General features: G+C 40.3%; 17 protein-coding genes. 6 read left to right on the forward strand and 11 right to left on the reverse strand.

The window, feature by feature from the left end:
* Positions 1–27: 27 nt before the first annotated feature.
* The 3 genes from NE848_RS06170 (at position 28) to NE848_RS06180 (ending at position 5,642) form a co-directional block, all read left to right on the forward strand.
* Complete coding sequence (locus NE848_RS06170) at positions 28–2,520, forward strand: DUF5686 and carboxypeptidase-like regulatory domain-containing protein (protein ID WP_252112115.1); 2,493 nt, start codon at positions 28–30, stop codon at positions 2,518–2,520.
* Positions 2,521–2,588: 68 nt separating this feature from the next.
* A complete protein-coding gene (locus NE848_RS06175) occupies positions 2,589–3,101 on the forward strand; it encodes an inorganic diphosphatase (RefSeq protein WP_252111518.1) in 513 nt (170 codons plus the stop codon).
* 132 nt (positions 3,102–3,233) lie between these two features.
* Positions 3,234–5,642, forward strand: a complete 2,409-nt coding sequence (locus NE848_RS06180; RefSeq protein ID WP_252111520.1) for a sodium-translocating pyrophosphatase — start codon at positions 3,234–3,236, stop codon at positions 5,640–5,642.
* Between the two features lie 55 nt (positions 5,643–5,697).
* On the opposite strand, the gene NE848_RS06185 is transcribed toward NE848_RS06180, so the two are convergent.
* Entirely contained in the window at positions 5,698–6,186 is a 489-nt protein-coding gene (locus tag NE848_RS06185) for a hypothetical protein (protein ID WP_252111522.1), read from the reverse strand.
* Between the two features lie 281 nt (positions 6,187–6,467).
* Between NE848_RS06185 and NE848_RS06190 the strand changes: the two genes are divergently transcribed.
* The gene (locus NE848_RS06190) at positions 6,468–6,719 is read left to right on the forward strand and encodes a DUF7218 family protein (protein ID WP_252111524.1); all 252 of its coding nucleotides are present in this window, start codon (positions 6,468–6,470) and stop codon (positions 6,717–6,719) included.
* A gap of 178 nt (positions 6,720–6,897) precedes the next feature.
* Positions 6,898–7,935: an App1 family protein gene (locus tag NE848_RS06195; protein ID WP_252111526.1), complete on the forward strand. Its 1,038-nt coding sequence runs from the start codon at positions 6,898–6,900 to the stop codon at positions 7,933–7,935.
* Between the two features lie 80 nt (positions 7,936–8,015).
* On the opposite strand, the gene NE848_RS06200 is transcribed toward NE848_RS06195, so the two are convergent.
* The 10 genes from NE848_RS06200 to metK form a co-directional block, all read right to left on the reverse strand.
* The gene (locus NE848_RS06200; protein ID WP_252111528.1) at positions 8,016–8,684 is read right to left on the reverse strand and encodes a sterol desaturase family protein; all 669 of its coding nucleotides are present in this window, start codon (positions 8,682–8,684) and stop codon (positions 8,016–8,018) included.
* 13 nt (positions 8,685–8,697) lie between these two features.
* The gene (locus tag NE848_RS06205; protein ID WP_252111530.1) at positions 8,698–9,312 is read right to left on the reverse strand and encodes a deoxynucleoside kinase; all 615 of its coding nucleotides are present in this window, start codon (positions 9,310–9,312) and stop codon (positions 8,698–8,700) included.
* 159 nt (positions 9,313–9,471) lie between these two features.
* Positions 9,472–9,822 carry a DUF6122 family protein gene (locus NE848_RS06210; RefSeq protein WP_252111532.1) on the reverse strand — a complete coding sequence of 117 codons (351 nt, stop codon included), beginning with the start codon at positions 9,820–9,822 and terminating at the stop codon, positions 9,472–9,474.
* A gap of 12 nt (positions 9,823–9,834) precedes the next feature.
* Positions 9,835–10,170 (reverse strand): DUF202 domain-containing protein, encoded by a 336-nt coding sequence (locus NE848_RS06215; protein ID WP_252111534.1) that lies wholly within the window; start codon positions 10,168–10,170, stop codon positions 9,835–9,837.
* 2 nt (positions 10,171–10,172) lie between these two features.
* Positions 10,173–11,981, reverse strand: a complete 1,809-nt coding sequence (locus NE848_RS06220) for an SLC13 family permease (protein ID WP_252111536.1) — start codon at positions 11,979–11,981, stop codon at positions 10,173–10,175.
* Positions 11,982–12,069: 88 nt separating this feature from the next.
* Complete coding sequence (locus tag NE848_RS06225; protein WP_423748001.1) at positions 12,070–13,005, reverse strand: threonine ammonia-lyase; 936 nt, start codon at positions 13,003–13,005, stop codon at positions 12,070–12,072.
* Positions 13,006–13,067: 62 nt separating this feature from the next.
* The gene (locus NE848_RS06230) at positions 13,068–13,517 is read right to left on the reverse strand and encodes a universal stress protein (RefSeq protein WP_252111540.1); all 450 of its coding nucleotides are present in this window, start codon (positions 13,515–13,517) and stop codon (positions 13,068–13,070) included.
* A 19-nt stretch (positions 13,518–13,536) separates the two neighbouring features.
* Positions 13,537–14,466, reverse strand: a complete 930-nt coding sequence (locus NE848_RS06235) for a 2-hydroxyacid dehydrogenase (protein WP_252111542.1) — start codon at positions 14,464–14,466, stop codon at positions 13,537–13,539.
* 21 nt (positions 14,467–14,487) lie between these two features.
* Positions 14,488–15,852, reverse strand: a complete 1,365-nt coding sequence (locus NE848_RS06240; protein ID WP_252111544.1) for an acyl-CoA dehydrogenase family protein — start codon at positions 15,850–15,852, stop codon at positions 14,488–14,490.
* Positions 15,853–15,967: 115 nt separating this feature from the next.
* A complete protein-coding gene (gene metK, locus NE848_RS06245) occupies positions 15,968–17,230 on the reverse strand; it encodes a methionine adenosyltransferase (RefSeq protein WP_252111546.1) in 1,263 nt (420 codons plus the stop codon).
* A gap of 951 nt (positions 17,231–18,181) precedes the next feature.
* Between metK and NE848_RS06250 the strand changes: the two genes are divergently transcribed.
* Complete coding sequence (locus NE848_RS06250; protein ID WP_252111548.1) at positions 18,182–19,474, forward strand: O-acetylhomoserine aminocarboxypropyltransferase/cysteine synthase family protein; 1,293 nt, start codon at positions 18,182–18,184, stop codon at positions 19,472–19,474.
* The last annotated feature ends 42 nt before the right edge of the window (positions 19,475–19,516 follow it).

The raw sequence follows: 19,516 nt of genomic DNA on the forward strand, positions 1-19,516 counted from the left end.
TATGGTGAAGTTTTTTTTTATCCATATATGAACAGGCGTTTCTCTTTATTTCTTCTTTTAAGCTTTTGCTTGAACCTTGTTCATGCCCAAACCAAGGTTGGTGGACGGGTTATTGATAATAGCGGCAAAACGGTTCCTTTCGCCAATGTGATCTTTGAAAACTCTTCTTCAGGAACCACTACCAATGAAATAGGCGAGTTCTATTTGCAGTCAGATAATGACTATGAAGCCATAGTGGTTTCATTTCTGGGATACAAGACACAGAGGGTTCCCCTGGAATCTTCAGTAAATCTTGATCTGGAAATTATCCTTGAGGAGGAGGCCTCAAGTCTTGATGAAGTTTTTGTCTACCGCGGCAAGACCTCCAAAAAGAATAACCCCGCAATTGATATTCTGAAAAAAGTATGGGCAAACAGGAGAAAGAATGGAGTGAAGGCCTTTAAGCAATATTCATATAAGGAATATGAAAAACTTGAATTCGATCTTAATACCATAGACAGCGCGGTTATTAATAACCGGATCTTCAACGGGATGGAATTTATCTTTAATTATGCCGATACCAATAATGTTACGGGGAAGACCTATTTACCGGTGTTCATTAATGAATCGGTCTCGAGGATCTATGGTGATAATGAATTAGGAAGAAATAAAGAAGTTCTCATAGGAAACAAGAATTCTGGTTTTAGTCAGAATCGCAATCTGATTGATGCGGTAAAGGATATCTATGATGACTACGATATTTATAAAACCTATATCAAATTCTTCGATAAAAGTTTTGTAAACCCAATTTCGACCACGGGAATCGATACTTATAATTATATACTTTCAGACAGTGCTTATGTAGATAATAAATGGTGCTATAATATTATCTATTATCCCCGCCGTGAGAATGAACTAACTTTTAGAGGAAATTTCTGGGTGAACGATACTACCTGGGCCGTAAAACATATCAATCTGGAGTCATCACGTGATGCCAATATCAACTGGGTAAAACAAGTGTATATAGAACAGGATTATGAAGTGCTGAATGATTCGATTTTCCTTATCACCCGTGATTTCTTTATGGCCGATTTTGGGCTTACTAAAAAGAAAGGTTCCAGGGGAGTCTATGCCAAAAGAACGATGCTTTTTGATGAATACGAATTCAATAAAGAAAAGCCGGAATCATTTTACCAGCAACAGGTATATGATCCCCGCCCCCAGGTTTATGATAGAAGCGAGGAATTCTGGGAGGCTAATCGGCTTGAAGAACTCAATAAGGATGAGCAGGGTATCTATGTAATGCTGGATAGTTTAACCAAAACTAGGGCTTTCAAAAGAATCTATGATATCGCGACCATTGCAGAATCTGGTTATGTGGAATTTGATGGATGGGATTACGGTCCTGTATATTCCACCTTCGGATTCAATGATGTGGAAGGCATGCGGGTGAGATTTGGCGGAAGGACATATTTTGGACAAAACGATCCATGGAGGATCGAGGGCTACGGAGCTTACGGATTTAAGGATGATAAATTCAAATATGGTATTTCAGGGAAGGTATTGATAGATCCTAAGTCCAGGCTTATAATTTCGGGAGGAAACCGGAGGGATGTGGAACAACTTGGGACCAGTCTTACAAATTCCACCGATGTGCTTGGTCGCAGTCTTGCTTCTTCATCGCTCATTAATGTTGGTGATAATGATAAATTGAGCTCTATCAACCTCAGTACATTCTCCATTTCTATGGAGCCGGTTAAAAACCTTACTTTCAGGGTTGGTGCAAATTACAGGGAGATAAGTCCCGCTTCTCCGGGCTTTAGTCTGGATTATTATGTAGATGAAGAGAGAACGGTTACCGACACTGAGATCAATCAAACGGAGCTTTCCACCATTCTCACTTTTACCCCGGGCAGAAAGGTTTCAGGCTATGGAGTGGAGCCTAATGTGGTTAACGAGGAAGACTTTCCTACCTTTTTTCTGAATTACAGTTTAGGCGTAAAAGATGTTTTTAATAGTGATTTCAATTATAAGAAATTACAGTTCTTTTATAATCAGCCTTTGCTAATTGGGGGGTTAGGGAGATCCAATCTGAGCATTGAATCGGGCAAGACCTTCGACCCGGTACCCCTGGGATTATTGAGTGTAGTACCTGGAAACCAGACCTATTTTGGTATTTACAATACATTTCCCACGCTGGATTATTATGAATTTGTGACCGATTCGTATGTTTCGGCACATTTTCACCATAATTTTAATGGCAGGTTCTTTTCCCGAATTCCGTTGCTCAGAGAACTCAATTTAAGGGAGCTGGTAGGGATTAGTGCAGTATGGGGGGATATATCGGAAGAAAGCAAAAAGCTGGATGCCTCAGGAATTCAGCTGCGAGCTCCCGATTCCGATCCCTATTATGAATATTATTTTGGTATAGGAAATATTCTTAAAATTTTACAGATCGAGGCTCACTTCAGGGGGAATTATTTTCAGAATCCCGATGCAAGGTCCTTCGCCATTATCGCCGATTTCGGATTTCACTTTTAGTTAAGGAATTTAAAGGTTGAAATTCACTATCTTTGCAGCCCTAAAATTAATGTTGTAAATAAAGAAAAATGTCTGAGACTTTTGATGTAATGATCGAAATCCCAAAAGGGAGTAGAAATAAATACGAATACGATTTTAAACTAAAGAAAGTTCGTTACGACAGGATGATCTTCTCTTCGATGATGTATCCTGCAGATTATGGTTTTATTCCAAATACACTTGCGCTTGATGAAGACCCGCTGGATGTACTTGTGTTGGTATCAGAGCCTACATTCCCGGGAATAGTGATGGAAGTAAAACCAATTGGGGTTTTTCATATGGCCGATGAAAAAGGACCTGATGAAAAGATCATCTGTGTCCCGGTTTCCGATCCTATCTGGAACAGGCTTAACGACCTGAAGGAGCTTAACGGTCACATGCTTAAGGAAATTGAGCATTTCTTTAAGGTATATAAGGATCTTGAAAGAAAGAAAGTTGATACCGGAGATTTTGGTGATGCCGGTGAGGCTAAAGAGATCATTAGACAGTGTGTAGAGCGCTTTGAGAACTTTGAAGGAGATAAATCCCGGTTCGGTATATAATCGGAATTTTTACCAGAATATTTTAATACTCTAAAAGCAATAACCTTAAAAAGTTATTGCTTTTTTAATTATTGCCGATTTTACTACATTAGCGGGCATTAATAATTTATTAACATAATTAACCTAGCTAATATGGAAGCAATAATGATTTATATGCCTGCTGTTCTGGCAATAATCGGACTCATTTTTATGTGGGTCAAAAGATCCTGGGTGATGAAACAGGATGCCGGTGACGGAAAAATGAAAGATATTTCATCGCATATCTATGAAGGCGCGCTCGCCTTTTTAAAAGCAGAATATAAATTATTGACATTTTTCGTGATCGGTGCGAGTATCGCTCTTGCGGCGATCGCTTATTTTGTTCCAACTACTCATTATCTAATTATTGTTGCCTTTATTTTCGGGGCATTCTTCTCGGCTCTTGCCGGAAATATGGGAATGCGAATCGCAACCCAGTCAAATGTAAGAACAACCCAGGCTGCCCGAACAAGTCTGCCAAAAGCGCTTAATATTTCCTTTGGTGGTGGAACCGTTATGGGACTTGGTGTTGCAGGTCTTGCGGTTTTAGGTCTAACCGGTTTTTTTATTCTCTTCTTTAATTATTTTATGGGAGGTGAGTGGACGAATACAGAGCAAATGACCATTGTTCTTGAAACCCTTGCCGGATTCTCCCTTGGGGCCGAATCTATTGCTCTTTTTGCCCGTGTAGGAGGAGGTATTTATACAAAGGCGGCCGATGTGGGTGCTGATCTTGTAGGTAAAGTTGAAGCCGGGATACCTGAAGATGATCCGCGTAACCCCGCCACTATTGCCGATAACGTTGGTGATAATGTTGGTGACGTTGCGGGGATGGGCGCCGACCTTTTTGGAAGTTATGTGGCAACTGTGCTTGCCGCGATGGTTCTGGGTAACTATATCATAGAAGATATGGGAGGCGATATCACTTCATCAGGTTTTAATGGAATCGGTCCAATCCTATTACCTATGGCTATTGCCGGGGCAGGGGTTATCATTTCCATCATAGGAACCTTACTTGTAAGAATAAAATCAAACGACGCTAAAGAAGCTGAGGTTCAGAAAGCTCTTAATATTGGTAACTGGTTCTCTATCTTTTTAGTGGCTGTAGCCAGTTATTTTCTGGTAACCTGGATGCTTCCTAAAGAAGCGATGACCATGGGCTTTTTTACAGGCGGGGAGGCCGGTTTCGAATTTAAAGAAATCGAAGCTATAAGAGTGTTTTATGCCACGCTTGTAGGTATTATCGTTGGAGGTGTAATATCTGCGGTGACCGAATACTATACTGGACTTGGTAAAAAGCCTGTTCTGGGCATCGTTCAAAACTCCAGTACGGGAGCTGCCACAAATATAATTGCCGGTCTTTCTACCGGGATGATCTCAACTTTTTATTCAATTCTATTATTTGCCATAGCCATCTGGGCTTCCTATGCATTCGCAGGTTTCTACGGGGTGGCACTTTCAGCTTCGGCCATGATGGCCACAACGGCTATGCAGCTTGCTATTGACGCGTTTGGACCTATTGCCGATAATGCTGGTGGAATTGCTGAAATGAGTGAACTGCCACCGGAAGTTAGAGAAAGAACCGATATTCTTGATTCGGTAGGAAACACGACCGCAGCTACCGGTAAGGGATTTGCGATCGCTTCAGCGGCGCTTACCTCGCTGGCCCTTTTTGCGGCCTACGTGACTTTTACTGGAATAGATGGGATTAACATCTTTAAAGCACCGGTACTTGCAATGTTATTTGTTGGTGGAATGGTGCCGGTGGTATTCTCAGCCCTTGCAATGAGTTCTGTGGGTAGAGCTGCGATGCAAATGGTTCGCGAAGTGAGAAGACAGTTCAAGGATATTCCGGGAATCATGGAAGGAACAGGAAAACCGCAGTATGATAAATGTGTGGAGATCTCTACTCAGGCAGCTTTAAGAGAGATGTTATTACCTGGAGTAATAACAATAGGTTTCCCTATTCTTATTGCATTCCTTCCAATGCTTTTTGGATACGAAAAAGTGCTAATTGCTGAAATGCTTGGAGGTTATATGGCCGGTGTAACGGTTAGCGGTGTATTATGGGCTATTTTTCAGAATAATGCCGGTGGAGCATGGGACAACGCAAAAAAGTCTTTTGAAGCTGGTGTGATGATCAATGGAGAGATGACCTATAAAGGTTCTGATGCTCACAAAGCGGCGGTGACCGGTGATACGGTTGGAGATCCGTTCAAAGATACTTCAGGGCCGTCTATGAATATCCTTATAAAGCTTACCTGTCTGATTGGCCTTGTGATCGCTCCGATCCTTGGTGGACATACCGAGGGCGATATTCCTCATGATTCTGAGGCTACAGCCGTGTATGAAAACCGGGAGGAACATAGCAAAGAAATTAAGGTGGAAATGTCTTCTGAAAATGATAAAACGGTTGCGCATGTTGAAGTGATCACTACCAAAAATGGTGAAACGAAATCTGAAAAAAATACTTTTACAGGTACCGAGGCTGAAGTAAAGGCTAAAATAGAAGCTTTGAAGTAAATTTTTGCTTTAAACACTTAAAAATAGAATCCCCCGCAATGCGGGGGATTTTTTATTATCCTACAGGAAATTTCATCACTCCTGTATTATTCATTTCACTAAGGTTTGTCTTTACCTTATGTTTGTGTGCCAGTAATACCTCTCTTACGCGGGCGTGATTTATTCTGGAAAGATATTTATGATATTTTTTAAAACTCTTTACTTCCCTTTTATATGCCCTCGCATATGTGTGTTTCATTTTGTACTTCAGATATAATTGGGATAACTCGCAACGCTGGCGTTTATAAAATGCCAGAAGCTTAGGATCCTTTATAGGTGAAATCTCAATCTTTACCTGCTCGATCTTTTCATCGATATCTTTAAGGAACTTTTGCTTTTGCTGGTGTAGTTTGCGATAAAAGTTTTTTAAGATCAGCCGATCCTCTTTATCGAACGCGATTTTATATATAAATGCGCTCTTATAATTCATTACTCTTAATTTCTCCAGATATTCAATGGTCCTTTTTTTCTCATGTAAACGCATACATTCCCCCCTACTTTTCAATTTTGCGTTAGTGAATTTTTTGGAAAATTAAATTTATAATACAAGTACATAATTCAATAGGATTTTAACTTATTTAACCCCTTATTATCATAAAATGCTCATGTGTCTAAATTAATTATTAATTAACTCATTTAAGAAAAATTCTTATAGATCCTTTTTATTCATAATGAAGACTTAATAAAGATGAATTCTGGCGTTAAAAACCAGTTAATCGGTCCTTTATTTTTTAAAGTATCTGGCCTAAATCGTAGCTTTAAGAGGATAACCATAAAACAGGAATTATGAGTAAAGATCATGGGCCACAGATTAAAAATGATGAGCAATATGAAGAATTGCGTGATAAGGGAATGAGCAAGGAAAAAGCAGCTCGAATTGCAAATGACCCGAAATCTGGAAAGAAAGGAGGCCGCGCCGATAAGTATGAAGAAAGGACCAAAGAAGAGCTCTATCAAAAAGCCAAAGAGGTAGGAATAGAAGGGAGGAGCGAGATGAGTAAAAAGGAGCTTATAAAGGCTCTTCGTGACCGGAATTAATATTGTATAGGAAAGAGAAATCATCCATGTTCAAAGTCGCACCTAAGAGTTTTAAAGTGGCAAAGTGCTCGAGTCCGTCCCTGAATGAACTTTAGATATTAAAAAATTTATAAAACTCAGCCCGAAAACATTCCCTCTTAGGAATAAAAACTAACTTGAGCTCAAAGCTTGTGTTTTAATGATCAAACGTTTTAAGAAAATCATTGGCCGGTACCGTAATCTGGAACAGGTCTATGTGGTCCCTTATCGAAGTTACGGTACGTTTTCTCATCTGTATGTAAAAGGAAGAGCTCTTGACAATGAACCTCTAAAAATTGTAAAAGACCAGTCTTTTTTTAAAACCATAAAGAACACCTATAAGCAGTTCGATAGTTTTGAAATTCCCGATGCTTTGATTGAACTTATTGTTCCGGGAAAGACCAATCTAAAGGAATTGACCAATGATGAAGGTTATTTTCTATTTGATAAGACCATAGATGAAAACCTTTCTGAATATGCTAATGACGAAGGTTGGGTGGAATATGAAATTTACTATCGGAACGAATTAGAGAAACGAACCGAGCTTCTGGCTAATCCATTCAGGGGTGAATTCCTTGTTCCCCCGATCGATGCCGAATTTGGGGTGATAAGCGATATAGACGATACCATCCTCCACACCGGGGTGACCTCCTTTTTAAAATGGCGTTTGCTTAAGAATTCACTTCTGACCAATGCATACAAGCGTATTCCGTTAAAGGATGCACCAGATCTGTATCAAAAACTTCATAAGGGAAAGAGCGGGAAAAATAAGAACCCGATGTTTTACTTAAGTAACAGTCCGTGGAATCTATATGAATATCTGAAACTTTTCCTGGATTATAATAAATTTCCAAAAGGCCCTATTCTACTAAGGGATCTTCGAACACCTTTTGAAAGTACGTTAAAACCTGAAAAACCGCATAAGCAAAAGGAGATCACCAATATCCTCAAAACATATCCTGATCTTAAATTTATTCTTATTGGGGATAGTGGAGAGCATGATGCCAGTATCTATACCGATATCGCAGCCCAGTATTCCGATCGTATCCTGGCCATTTATCTGAGAAGTGTAAAGCACAAAAGAAGAATGGGGCGGGTGAGAAGTCTTATTGATAATTTTGATACCGTTCCTGTTCTGCTGGCCGAAAACTCAAATGAGGCCGAAATGCATGCTCGTGAAAACGGATTTATTCAGTGATATTAAAAAAAGAACCCGGAAATTCCGGGTTCTTTTTTGTCTGAAAATTGTAATATTTTACTCGATCGAAGTTGCAATGACTAACTAGGATCTATACTCGTTCCCACTTTAGCGCGTTCACTTTTGGGTGACTTCCTGGGCATGGTTCTGAAAATATGATCCCACAGAGGGGAAGATACTCCAAAAGCCCTGTCTGGCTCCCTGTAATGATGAATGCTATGATGATGCCATAAGGTCTTTAAAAAGTTATTAGGCACCTTGAATGCATGCACCGAATAGTGTACAGCAAGATAGCCGGCGTAGCCGATAAGAAACCCTGCCAAAAAACCGAAAACATAATCTCCAAGTACAGCACGATAAATGATAAAAAGTACCGTAGCGATAATAAGACTTAATACCGGCGGCATGGCCAGTCTTGATTTATCCTTTGGATAATCATGATGCACACCGTGCATGGTATAGGATATCTTTTGTCTTCTGGGTGTTGTTGCAGGAATATGGTATAGATATCTGTGCATTACATATTCCACAAGGGTAAAAAAGAAAAGACCAGCAAAAAACAATAGAATCATTTCAGGCACTTCAAAACCCTTTTCTATGATCCCGTAATAGATTAAGGCGGCGGCAATTGCTCCGAAAATTATTAACGGGATAGATATATGGGTACGTGTTAGTTTTTCAAGGATGGGGTTGTTAAACAACTTTGGGGATCCTTTATGCTTTGGTCTTTTTAGTTTTGTAGATTCCATAATTTCAGTACGTTTAAAAAAGTCCGTGTAGCTCTCCATCGATTCGGCTAATGATATCACCAAGATCTTCCGGTTTATCTACAAAGTTAATATTATCAACATCAATAATGAGCAAATTTCCTTTATCATAATCATGCACCCAGGCTTCATATCTTTCATTAAGACGGCTCAGATAATCTATAGAGATCGAATTCTCGTAATCCCGGCCACGGCTATGAATCTGTGATACCAGGTTAGGGATACTGCTTCTTAGATAAATAAGAAGGTCGGGCCCCTGAACCACACTTTCCATGAGATCGAACAGAGATTTATAATTCTCAAAGTCCCTGTTTGTCATTAGTCCCATGGCATGCAGGTTGGGAGCAAAGATATAAGCGTCTTCATATATGGTCCTGTCCTGGATTATCTTTTTTCCACTCTCTCTTATCTGAAGAATCTGCCTGAATCTGCTATTAAGAAAATATATCTGAAGATTAAACGACCATCGCTCCATTTTGTTGTAAAAATCCTCCAGATAGGGGTTTTCAAGAACATCCTCGAACTGGGGCTCCCATTTGTAATGTTTTGCTAGTAATTTAGTTAGAGTGGTTTTTCCTGCACCAATGTTTCCTGCGATGGCTACATGCATAATAAATATTTTACTGCCCTGGTTAGATTAGGTTGATTGTAGTTTAGGTTTTTTGCGGGAGTAAAGATAATAGATTTAAGATAAAACATGGGTTCAAGGGAAAGGCAGAATAGTTAAAAATAGTTATTTTTTGCCATTACAAATTAGGTATGCCACTTCTTAAAATATATCCTGAAGACAGGGTGCGCATCGGGCATAGGTCCAGATACAATCAACAAAATCGGTAAACATATGAAAGAAGAGACCTATGAATATTATTCTCAGGACTTTGTGTTTTACGAAGATCATTCCCAGAACATACGCGGTAATTGCCAATTCGGAATGCAGAGGATGAAATCCAATTCCACATCTTTCCGGATCAAAAATGGGATCGGCCAGCAGATGATCAAGATCTACCAGCATGGTAGCTGCCAGGATTAACCAGTATTTTAGCCAGTTTTCTTTATCATAAACATAGGCAATGATTCCAATAACCAGAAAGTGAAGAGAGTAGTGAACTATTTGCTGCACCTTATCTGGTTTTTATTTTTTATTTGAATCATCCTCATCATTATTGTCGTCCCGCAGTAATTTATTAAGTTTTCTTTCAAGGGCAATATATCTGGAAACACCTACGAGCAGGAATAGAACACAAATAAATAAAGCTAAATAGCCTACCCACATTAAACTGATGCCCTGATACTGCTTAATTTGAAGTAAAGCAAGGCCGCTTATCAATAAATATATGGAAGCCCTTATGTATGAGAGTAAAGTTCTTTCATTTGCAAGTTTCGTACGCTCCAGAGCCAGATGTTCCCGGATGATTTTTTCATCTATAAGTCTTGTTTTGAATGGGTTATGTAGTTTTACTTTTCTCATAATTAAAAAGGAAAAAATATTGGGATCAAAAATGATGCTGCGATCCAGACTATAAAGTTAAGAGGTGTTCCGAACTTTAAAAAATCCCGGAACTTATAATTTCCCGGGGCGTATACCATTGTATTCACGGGATAGCTCACGGGAGTCATAAAAGTAAGGGAACAGGCAAACATGACTCCTATAAGAAATGGCTTCTCGCTAACCTGCATTGCGGCAGCCAGACTTATCACAATGGGCGTCATTAAAGCCGCCGCAGCTTTGCTGGATAAAACGTTGGTAGAAAGAAATGTGAACAGGAAAATCAGGCTTAAGGTCCATCTAGGATCCATACCTCCCAGTGACTCATAGATATATTGCGAAATAATATCAGAACCGCCAGTTTTTTCCAGTGCTTTTCCCATTGAAAGTACCCCGGCCACCATAAAGATCACTTTCCATTCTATTGCTTCATAGGCCTCCTGGGGTTTTAAGATGGTAAGTGTGACGAGTAAAAGACTCCCAATCATGGCACTTATCAATATCGAGGTAATATTGAAAGCGGCAGCACTTACAACACCTATAACAATTAAAAGCGCGGGAATTGCCTTTTTATAGTTCACTCTTCTTCCCTGGTATTCGGAAAGGGTGACGATAAGTTTTTCTGAAGTGAGCAGGGAAATAGCTTTTTCAGAAGCAAAGAGCAGCATCATATCCCCTTCTTTTAAAACAACATTTGAGACGTCTTCGGTAATGGTTTCTTTTCTATGCCTTATAGCCAGGACCGATGCATAATAGGTGCTCCTGAAATTGAGTTGTTTTATGGATCGCCCGGCCAGTTCTGAGCCATAGGGGATCATTACCTCATAGATCTTCTTTTCTTCATTAGGAGTGGGTACTTTTTTAGGATCTATCTTATCATTAACTTCAGCTTCATGAATATTCTCCTTATCTCCTTTTACCGAAAGTCCTCTTTGCATTTTTAATTTGGCAAGGTTCACAGGGTCTACCAGAATCCTTAGAAGGTCGCTTTCCCTAAGTACTGTTTCTCCATTGATCTCATAAACGCGGTAATGTTTCCTTTTGATCCGCAGTATCTGGACCTTATAATCATTCACCAGTTTAGATTGCGAGATAGATTGATCTACATCAAGACTATCCTTATTCAGCTCTATTTCGGCCATATATTTTTCAGCCTGTTTTTTTAAACCCACGCCTTCCGGCTGGCTGCGTTTTGGAAGAAATAAAGGAGCCAGTAGGATAATGTAGGTCATTCCAATAGCCAATAAACAAAGTGCCAGGAAAGAGAACTCAAACATCCCGAAGCCTTCAGAACCAAGCTTTTCGGCATAACTACTAACAAGGATATTTGTGGAGGTTCCTACGAGGGTGCAGGTTCCGCCAAACAATGCCGAGAAAGAAATGGGGATCAGCAATCTCGAAGGACTTATCCCAGCTTCCCGGCAAACCAGTAGTGCAACGGGGATAAGTATAGCCACTACCGCAGAATCATTGATGAAGGCCGACAAAACTGCCGCGGTACAGCAGAGCGACAGAAGGGCTAAGAAATAATTGATCCGGGCGATCTTTATAAGCTTGGCACTTAAACCGTCAATGATACCCGATTTGAATACACCTGCGCTTACAACGAACATACAGCCAAGTGTAATAGTGGCAGGATGATTAAAACCCGAGAACCCCTCTTCAGGACTTAGCACTCCTGAGACAATGAACAGCGCCATGATGATAATGGAAGTAGTATCTATCGAAAAATAATCGCGAACAAAGAGAATGATCCCAATGATAATTATCGCGACGGTTAGATAGAGCTCCATTTAAACCAAGTTTAGTTTAAATATACAGTAAGTTTCTATCCAATAAAAGGCCTGTTATTCAAAAAAGTCTAAAAACTAGGAGGTTATGTTAGAATTCTAATCTTTGAAGGTCTACATTTCCTCCAGAGATTATGATGCCTACTTTTTTGTTTTTAAAATTTTCCTTTTCCCTTATAATTGCGGATAGAGCCACTGCGCTTGAGGGCTCCACGATGATCTTCATCCTTTCCCAGATAAGTCTTAGAGCCGATTTTATTTCATCTTCGGATACTCTGATGATTTTGTCCACATTTTCCAGGATGATGGGAAAATTAATATCTCCAAGATTGGTCTTAAGACCATCGGCTATGGTATTAGCGGTTTCATTGGTTTCAATTTTTCCACTTTGCATGGACCTCCAGGCATCATCAGCCTCCATTGGTTCGGCCCCTATACATTTACAGCTATTGCCAAAATATTTTACGGCAAGAGCACTTCCGGCAATGAGTCCGCCACCGCCTACAGGAGTGATCACATAATCAAGGTCGGGATGATCCTGTAGAAGTTCAATGGCCGCGGTTCCCTGTCCCAGGATCACTTCCAGGTCATTGGAAGGATGTATAAAAGTTGCGCCTGTGCTTTTTTCAATTTTAGAAGCGGTTTCTTCCCTGTCTTTTAAGGTAGATGGACATTCTGTGATCTGCCCGCCATAAGTTCTTACGGCAGCTTTTTTTACTTCAGGAGCATTGTTGGGCATCACAATATAAGCCGGCACATCCAGGCTTTTGGCAGCAAGGGAGAGTGCCTGGGCGAAATTTCCTGAAGAGTGAGTGACCACGCCTTTTTTTCTCTTCTCCTCGCTCAGACTCATAATGGCATTTGCCGCGCCTCTCATCTTGAAGGCGCCCATCCTCTGAAAGTTTTCACATTTAAACCATAGCTCAGCCCCCGTAATTTCATTTAAAAGGCGTGATTTCATTACAGGAGTGCGGTGAATATAAGGCTGCAGTTTTTGCTGAACATTCTCCAGCTTAAGCTTAGTGATTTCCAAAATTCTTAAGTTTTGGATGAAGTTAAAAATTCTGCTGAATATCCTGGAATTATTTTTTAACCTTCATCTATAGGAATTGTAAGCATTGGAATCTCGGCTTTTTTGATAAGCTCCATGGAGACACTCTCCTGAAGGAGATTATGAAGAAAACTATGTTTATGTGTTCCCACAATTAACAGGTCTATATTCAGTTTTTTAGCCTCTTCCAGAACGGTTTCTACCGTAGATCCCTGGATAAGCAAGGCTTCCGATTCTATATCTTCATTGATGAAATTTTTGCATACTTCCTGCAAATTTTGATGCTCTTCACGATACTCCTCGGCTTTGATGTCTCTTATGTACTGTGGCCCTGGCTCGTAACCAACAAAATCGGGTTCAGGATCTGCTACATGCAGCACCCAGATCTTGGAATTGAATTTTTCAGCCAGACCTTCAGCATAGACCATTAGTTCACCTATACTGTCATTAAAATCGACAGCCACCATGATGTTCTTTAACGTATCCATCCTTAAAAAGTTTTAATTATCAATAACCTTTATCTATTTCGACCCTGTATTTCAGGGGCTCGTCCTCTTTCATTCTTTCGTAATTCTCTACGATTTGAGGCACCACAGACTTAGGATTGGTAAGGCTGGCAATATGAGGCGTTATGTTGATCTTTGGGTGTTCCCAGAAGGGATGTTCATCGGGTAATGGCTCTTCCCGGAATACATCCAGCGATGCTCCCGAAAGATGGCCACTGTCTATCATTTCCATCAGGTCATGCTCTACAAGATGCTGACCTCGAGCTACGTTTATAACGTAAGCACCTTCAGGAAGCATATCAAACAAATCGGCATTGAGTATATTTTCGGTATTCTTGGTTAATGGGAGCAGGCATACCAGGATTTCAGAATTCTGGAGAAAATCTTCGAGCTGTTCTTTGCCATGAAAGCTGGTTACATTTTCACAGTCTTTTTCTGTTCTTGACCAACCATGGATTTTGAAACCATTTTTATAAAGTTTATCGGCTACCGCATTTCCCAGGACTCCAAGTCCCATAATACCGATTTTTGTATCCTTTGGCCGTTGATACTGGAAGCGATCCCATTTCTTTTCTTTTTGTGATTTGGTATAGTAGTGCAAGCCTCTTATATGATTCATTACCTGGCTAAGTACAAAATCGCTCATGTCTTCGGTAAGCATATCATCAATAACCTTGGTGACCTTTACACCATCGGGCAGGCCACTGTCGCTTAAAATATGATCTACCCCTGCACCCATACTTGCGATTACTTTTAGATTCGGATAGTTTTTGAACAACCCACGCGGATGATTCCAGGTGAGCGCAAATTCCACTTCTTCATTATCATGATCCTCAGGATAGACATAAATATTCATTCCCGGATGCTGGTTCCTCAATTCATTTACCCAATTCTCCGGATCCTTTCCGGGACATACAATTAATACTGACATAAAATTTCTTTCGTTTTCATTTTAACTAACAAAGGCACTGTAGCCTGTAATGGCACGGCCCACAATTAGTGAGTTTATTTCTTTCGTTCCTTCATAACTATAGATGGCCTCGGCATCTGCCACGAATCTTGCGACATCATATTCGAGTAGAATTCCATTGCCTCCCATGACTTCCCTGGCACGGCTAACAATATCTCTCATTCTCATACTGCAATAAACTTTGGCAAGGCTGGCATGCTCATCGGTTAGCATTCCCTGATCCTGCATTTCAGAAAGCCTGAAACATAGGGTTTGCATAGAAGTGAGGTTAGATAACATCTCTACCAGATGGTCCTGGATCAGTTGAAATGAGGCTATTGGCCTACCAAACTGCTCTCGTTTTTTAGTGTATTTCAAAGCGCTCTCATATGCCCCCCTTGAGCATCCTACAGCCTGCCAGGCTACACCAGCTCTCGTCATACGAAGTACATTGGCGGTGTCTTTGAAGGAGTTTGCATTCTGAAGACGATCACTCTCCGAAACTTTGCAATCTTTTAAGGTAATAATGGCATTCTGAACTATTCTCAGCGCCATTTTATCCTTGATCTTTTCGGTTTTAAATCCGGGATTTTCCTTCTTTACAAGAAAGCCTTTCACCCTGTTCGAATCCAGGTCCCTCGCCCAGATGATAGTTACATCGGCGAAAGTGGCATTCCCTATCCATTTTTTCTGGCCATTCAAAATCCAGTTCTCACCATCAAATTTACAGGTGGTCTCCAGTCCGCCGGCCACTCCTGAACCTACATTTGGTTCGGTGAGCCCGAAGGCTCCTATTTTTTCCAGTTTCTGCATTTTAGGCAGCCATTCCTGTTTTTGTTCCTCACTTCCACAGAGGTAGATTGACCCCATTGCCAAACCACTGTGAACGCCAAAAAAAGTAGATACTGAAACGTCTACACGTGCTAACTCCTGAGCGACAATTCCCTCCATTAAGAAAGGAAGATTAGGGCATCCATATCCTTCATAAGGCACTCCCACAATATCTATTTCTCTGAATTTTTCTATGATCTCAAAGGGGAATTGGTCTTTTTTCCAGTATTCGTTTACCAGAGGTCGAATTTCATCTTCCATAAAATTTCGGACCTTCATCTGGATTTCCCTTTGCTCCTCGGTTAATTTCAGATCAAGATTATAAAAATCACCGTCGATGGGAGGGAGGTCATGCTGACCTTTTCTACGTTTGGTTTTTAACATTTTCATCAAACCAGCCAGTTGGCGGTCATCTAATTCTCCAAGCGTTTTCATAGCATCGGCCAGATCTATTTTTTTATTGATCTTCGCCAGCTGATCCATGTCTACCGACTTTAAAAGGCTGATGGTGTTTTTTACTTTTTTGAATAAAGACATAGGAAAACCCTCTTGGTGAGTTTTAAAAGTAGGAATTAATAAAGCTCACAGCTGTTAAGGTTTTCCGAAGAAATGATAAAAAAAGGCCGCACAGTGGCGGCCTTAAGAAATTTTATTAATTGTTGAGGGGAATGACCTCCTTTATTTTATCTACATAGTCCAGTTTCTCCCAGGTAAATAATTCCACATCTTTGGTGATCCTTCCGTTATAAGGACTTTCAAATACCTTGGTTACCTTTCTTGGCTCTTTTCCCATATGGCCATAAGCCGCTGTTTCGCGATAGATTGGACTTCTTAGCTTTAAGCGGTCCTCGATAGCAGCCGGTCTCATATCGAAAATTCCCCTTACTTTCTCAGCTATCTGCCCATCTGTAAGATCGGTGTTCTTTTTTCCGTAAGTGTATACCGAAATAGAAGTAGGTTCAACTACTCCAATCGCATAGGAAACCTGAACAAGTATTTCGGGAGCCACTCCTGCGGCTACAAGGTTCTTGGCAATATGCCTGGAAGCATATGCGGCCGAGCGGTCTACTTTAGAAGGATCCTTTCCTGAAAAAGCACCACCACCGTGAGCTCCTTTACCACCATAAGTATCCACTATGATCTTTCTACCGGTAAGTCCGGCATCTCCATGCGGTCCTCCTATCACGAACTTTCCGGTTGGATTGATATGATAAACAATATCATCATTAAACAATTTCTGAACATATTCAGGTAATTGCTCTTTTACTCTGGGAATCAGGATCTCGATTATATCTTTCTTGATCTTTTTCAGCATGGCCTCATCATCCTTATCAAAATCATCATGCTGAGTTGATACTACTATAGAAACGATTCGCTGAGGTATATTATCGTCGCTGTATTCAATAGTAACCTGGCTTTTGGAGTCGGGACGAAGATAATCTATCACCTTTCCTTCTCTTCTCAGTTTCGCAAGCTCAATAAGTATCTTATGAGAGATATCAAGAGCCAGAGGCATGTAGTTTTCAGTTTCACTGGTAGCATAGCCGAACATCATTCCCTGATCACCGGCACCCTGCTCATCTTTATTACCACGATCCACTCCCTGGTAAATATCCTGGGACTGTTCATGTATCAAAGAGATCACCCCACAGGAATCACCGCTAAACTTATAGGTTCCTTTCGTATAACCAATATCATTGATCACATCTCTCGCGATATTCTGAACATCCAGATAGGTGTTGCTTCTAACTTCCCCGGCAAGTACAACCTGCCCTGTAGTTACAAGGGTCTCACAGGCTACCTTGGACTCTTCATCAAAGGCCAGGAAATTATCCAGTAAGGTGTCGCTTATCTGGTCTGCGATTTTATCGGGATGTCCTTCAGATACACTCTCCGAAGTAAATAAATAAGCCATTCAATTCCTTTTTTTAAGTTTATACGAACGGAGAAATTTGACGTGAAAGGCTAATTAGGAGTGTAAAAAACTACTGCTTTAGCATTTTAGCATGTACAGCAAAACTTTGCTGTACATTTTAGGGTTGCAATCAGTCAAATCTGTCCCTTTCAATATTTCGCTACAAATGTATGAAAATTAGTATGACAGCAAATCGATTTAACGCCAAATTATATAATCCTTTTTTCCAGATTAATTATTTTTACATCACTACGCTTTAAATTATTAATGATAATGGCGTTGCGCTTTGCCCGTAATGGGCTCGCTTCGGGCTTTCGGGATTCGCTTCGCCTTTACCTCCCAGGAATTGGGAGGTCGGAATTTCAATTTTAAAATTCGCGGGAGCGAGGGGGAGAGCTCAAACAATTCGCTCAATCCCTAAAGCAATCCTTTTGAAGAAAAATAAAAAACCTTGGGCTAAATTCCGAAATTCTTGAAATATCGATCAAAAAATTAAATTTCAATAATTCTTTTGTAACCGCTTGGAAATTAAAAATCTGTGTCGTTATCTTTGTAAAGACAAAAAAAAGAAAATGGTCAGAATTATGTGTAATATGATGTGTATGATGGGGACAGGGTCCGCAGCGCACTCTATTACATGAATCTGAAACAAGATAATACTGTAAAAAGCCGCTGCCAACCGCAGCGGTTTTTTTATTGAATACCGAATACTGAAAAAGAAAAATTGCAAACCAGCCGAAAGGCCTGAAAATTTAAAATGATGGTAACAGCTAAATTCCAAAATATGATGATCTGTCGCATGATGATGCACATGTGTATGTGTCAAATGGAAAGCTATTACCAAAAACGAAGAATTTAATTAGTTATAGAGTTCAATTCTGGTCCCCTTGGTAATAGCAAATAATCAAGGGGACTTTTTTTAACCAATAACAACATTAAATTTTTCAAATCATGAGTACACAAAAATTTTCAACAGCAGCATTACATGCAGGACACGATGTAAAGATCAACGGTGATACCAGAGCCGTCCCTATCTATCAATCCACATCATATGTTTTTAAGAATTCAGATCACGCGGCCGATCTTTTTTCCCTGGCCGAACCTGGTTTTATTTATACCAGAATAAATAATCCTACGAATGACATTCTGGAGCAAAGACTGGCAGCCCTAGAAGGTGGGATCGCTGCCGTAGTGACCGCATCGGGAACAGCTGCGACAAATACAGCTTTATTAACCTTACTGAAAGCAGGAGATCATATCGTTTCATCTAACAGTTTGTATGGTGGAACCTATAACCTGTTTAAGAATACACTCCCACGATTAGGGATTACTACAACATTTGTAGATCCTTCAGACCCTTCAAATTTCACCAAAGCAGCAAAAGATAATACACGTGTATTCTTTGCCGAATCTATAGGTAACCCAAAACTTGATGTACTCGATCTTAAAGGAATTTCTAAGGAAGCTAAGGCATTTCAGGTTCCTTTTATTGTAGATAATACGGTGGCAACTCCTTATTTACTGAACCCTATAGAGCATGGAGCCGATATTGTGATTCATTCACTTACTAAATACATCGGCGGGAATGGAACATCTTTAGGTGGGGTGATCATTGACGCTGGGAAATTTAACTGGGCAAACGGCAAGTTTCCTGAATTTACCGAGCCTTCACCCGGCTATCACGGGATAGTTTATCATGAAGTGCTTGAAGAAGCGGCATTTATTGCAAAGGTTCGTATTGAAGGTTTACGTGATCATGGGGCGGCACTTAGTCCGTTCAATGCCTTTCAGATTCTTCAGAGTCTGGAAACATTAAAGGTGAGAATAAAAGAACATAGTAGCAATGCACTGAAGCTGGCTAAATGGCTGGAGAAACAGGAAGAGGTTGAATGGGTTAATTACCCCGGTCTTGAAAGCAGTAAATATCATGAGCTTGCTAAGGAATACCTGACTGAAGGGCAAAGCGGGGTACTTACGTTTGGAGTAAAAGGTGGATATGAAGCAGCCAAAACAGTGGTTGATGAAACCGAAATATTCTCGCTTCTGGCAAATATCGGGGATACAAAATCCCTGATTATTCATCCGGCAAGTACCACACATCAGCAGCTGACTGAAGAGGAGCAAGCCTCAACCGGGGTTACTCCAGATCTTATAAGGCTTTCTGTTGGGCTGGAAGATATAGAAGACCTTCAAGATGATCTGAAGGAGGCCTTCTCAAAAATTAAGAAAAAGGCACTGGTATAAATTGTTGGTTTGGTTAGTGAATCCGGGAAGAGAACAAAAGGC

Source organism: Gramella jeungdoensis (assembly GCF_023805255.1).
Lineage (GTDB): Bacteria > Bacteroidota > Bacteroidia > Flavobacteriales > Flavobacteriaceae > Christiangramia > Christiangramia jeungdoensis.

Coding starts and splice junctions, on each gene's coding strand:
- NE848_RS06220 (WP_252111536.1), bottom strand. CDS start 11,981: ATGGAGCTCTATCTAACCGTCGCGATAATTATCATTGGGATCATTCTC.
- NE848_RS06180 (WP_252111520.1), top strand. CDS start 3,234: ATGGAAGCAATAATGATTTATATGCCTGCTGTTCTGGCAATAATCGGA.
- NE848_RS06170 (WP_252112115.1), top strand. CDS start 28: ATGAACAGGCGTTTCTCTTTATTTCTTCTTTTAAGCTTTTGCTTGAAC.
- metK (WP_252111546.1), bottom strand. CDS start 17,230: ATGGCTTATTTATTTACTTCGGAGAGTGTATCTGAAGGACATCCCGAT.
- NE848_RS06230 (WP_252111540.1), bottom strand. CDS start 13,517: ATGGATACGTTAAAGAACATCATGGTGGCTGTCGATTTTAATGACAGT.
- NE848_RS06235 (WP_252111542.1), bottom strand. CDS start 14,466: ATGTCAGTATTAATTGTATGTCCCGGAAAGGATCCGGAGAATTGGGTA.
- NE848_RS06215 (WP_252111534.1), bottom strand. CDS start 10,170: ATGAGAAAAGTAAAACTACATAACCCATTCAAAACAAGACTTATAGAT.
- NE848_RS06250 (WP_252111548.1), top strand. CDS start 18,182: ATGAGTACACAAAAATTTTCAACAGCAGCATTACATGCAGGACACGAT.
- NE848_RS06195 (WP_252111526.1), top strand. CDS start 6,898: ATGATCAAACGTTTTAAGAAAATCATTGGCCGGTACCGTAATCTGGAA.
- NE848_RS06240 (WP_252111544.1), bottom strand. CDS start 15,852: ATGTCTTTATTCAAAAAAGTAAAAAACACCATCAGCCTTTTAAAGTCG.
- NE848_RS06190 (WP_252111524.1), top strand. CDS start 6,468: ATGAGTAAAGATCATGGGCCACAGATTAAAAATGATGAGCAATATGAA.
- NE848_RS06200 (WP_252111528.1), bottom strand. CDS start 8,684: ATGGAATCTACAAAACTAAAAAGACCAAAGCATAAAGGATCCCCAAAG.
- NE848_RS06175 (WP_252111518.1), top strand. CDS start 2,589: ATGTCTGAGACTTTTGATGTAATGATCGAAATCCCAAAAGGGAGTAGA.
- NE848_RS06205 (WP_252111530.1), bottom strand. CDS start 9,312: ATGCATGTAGCCATCGCAGGAAACATTGGTGCAGGAAAAACCACTCTA.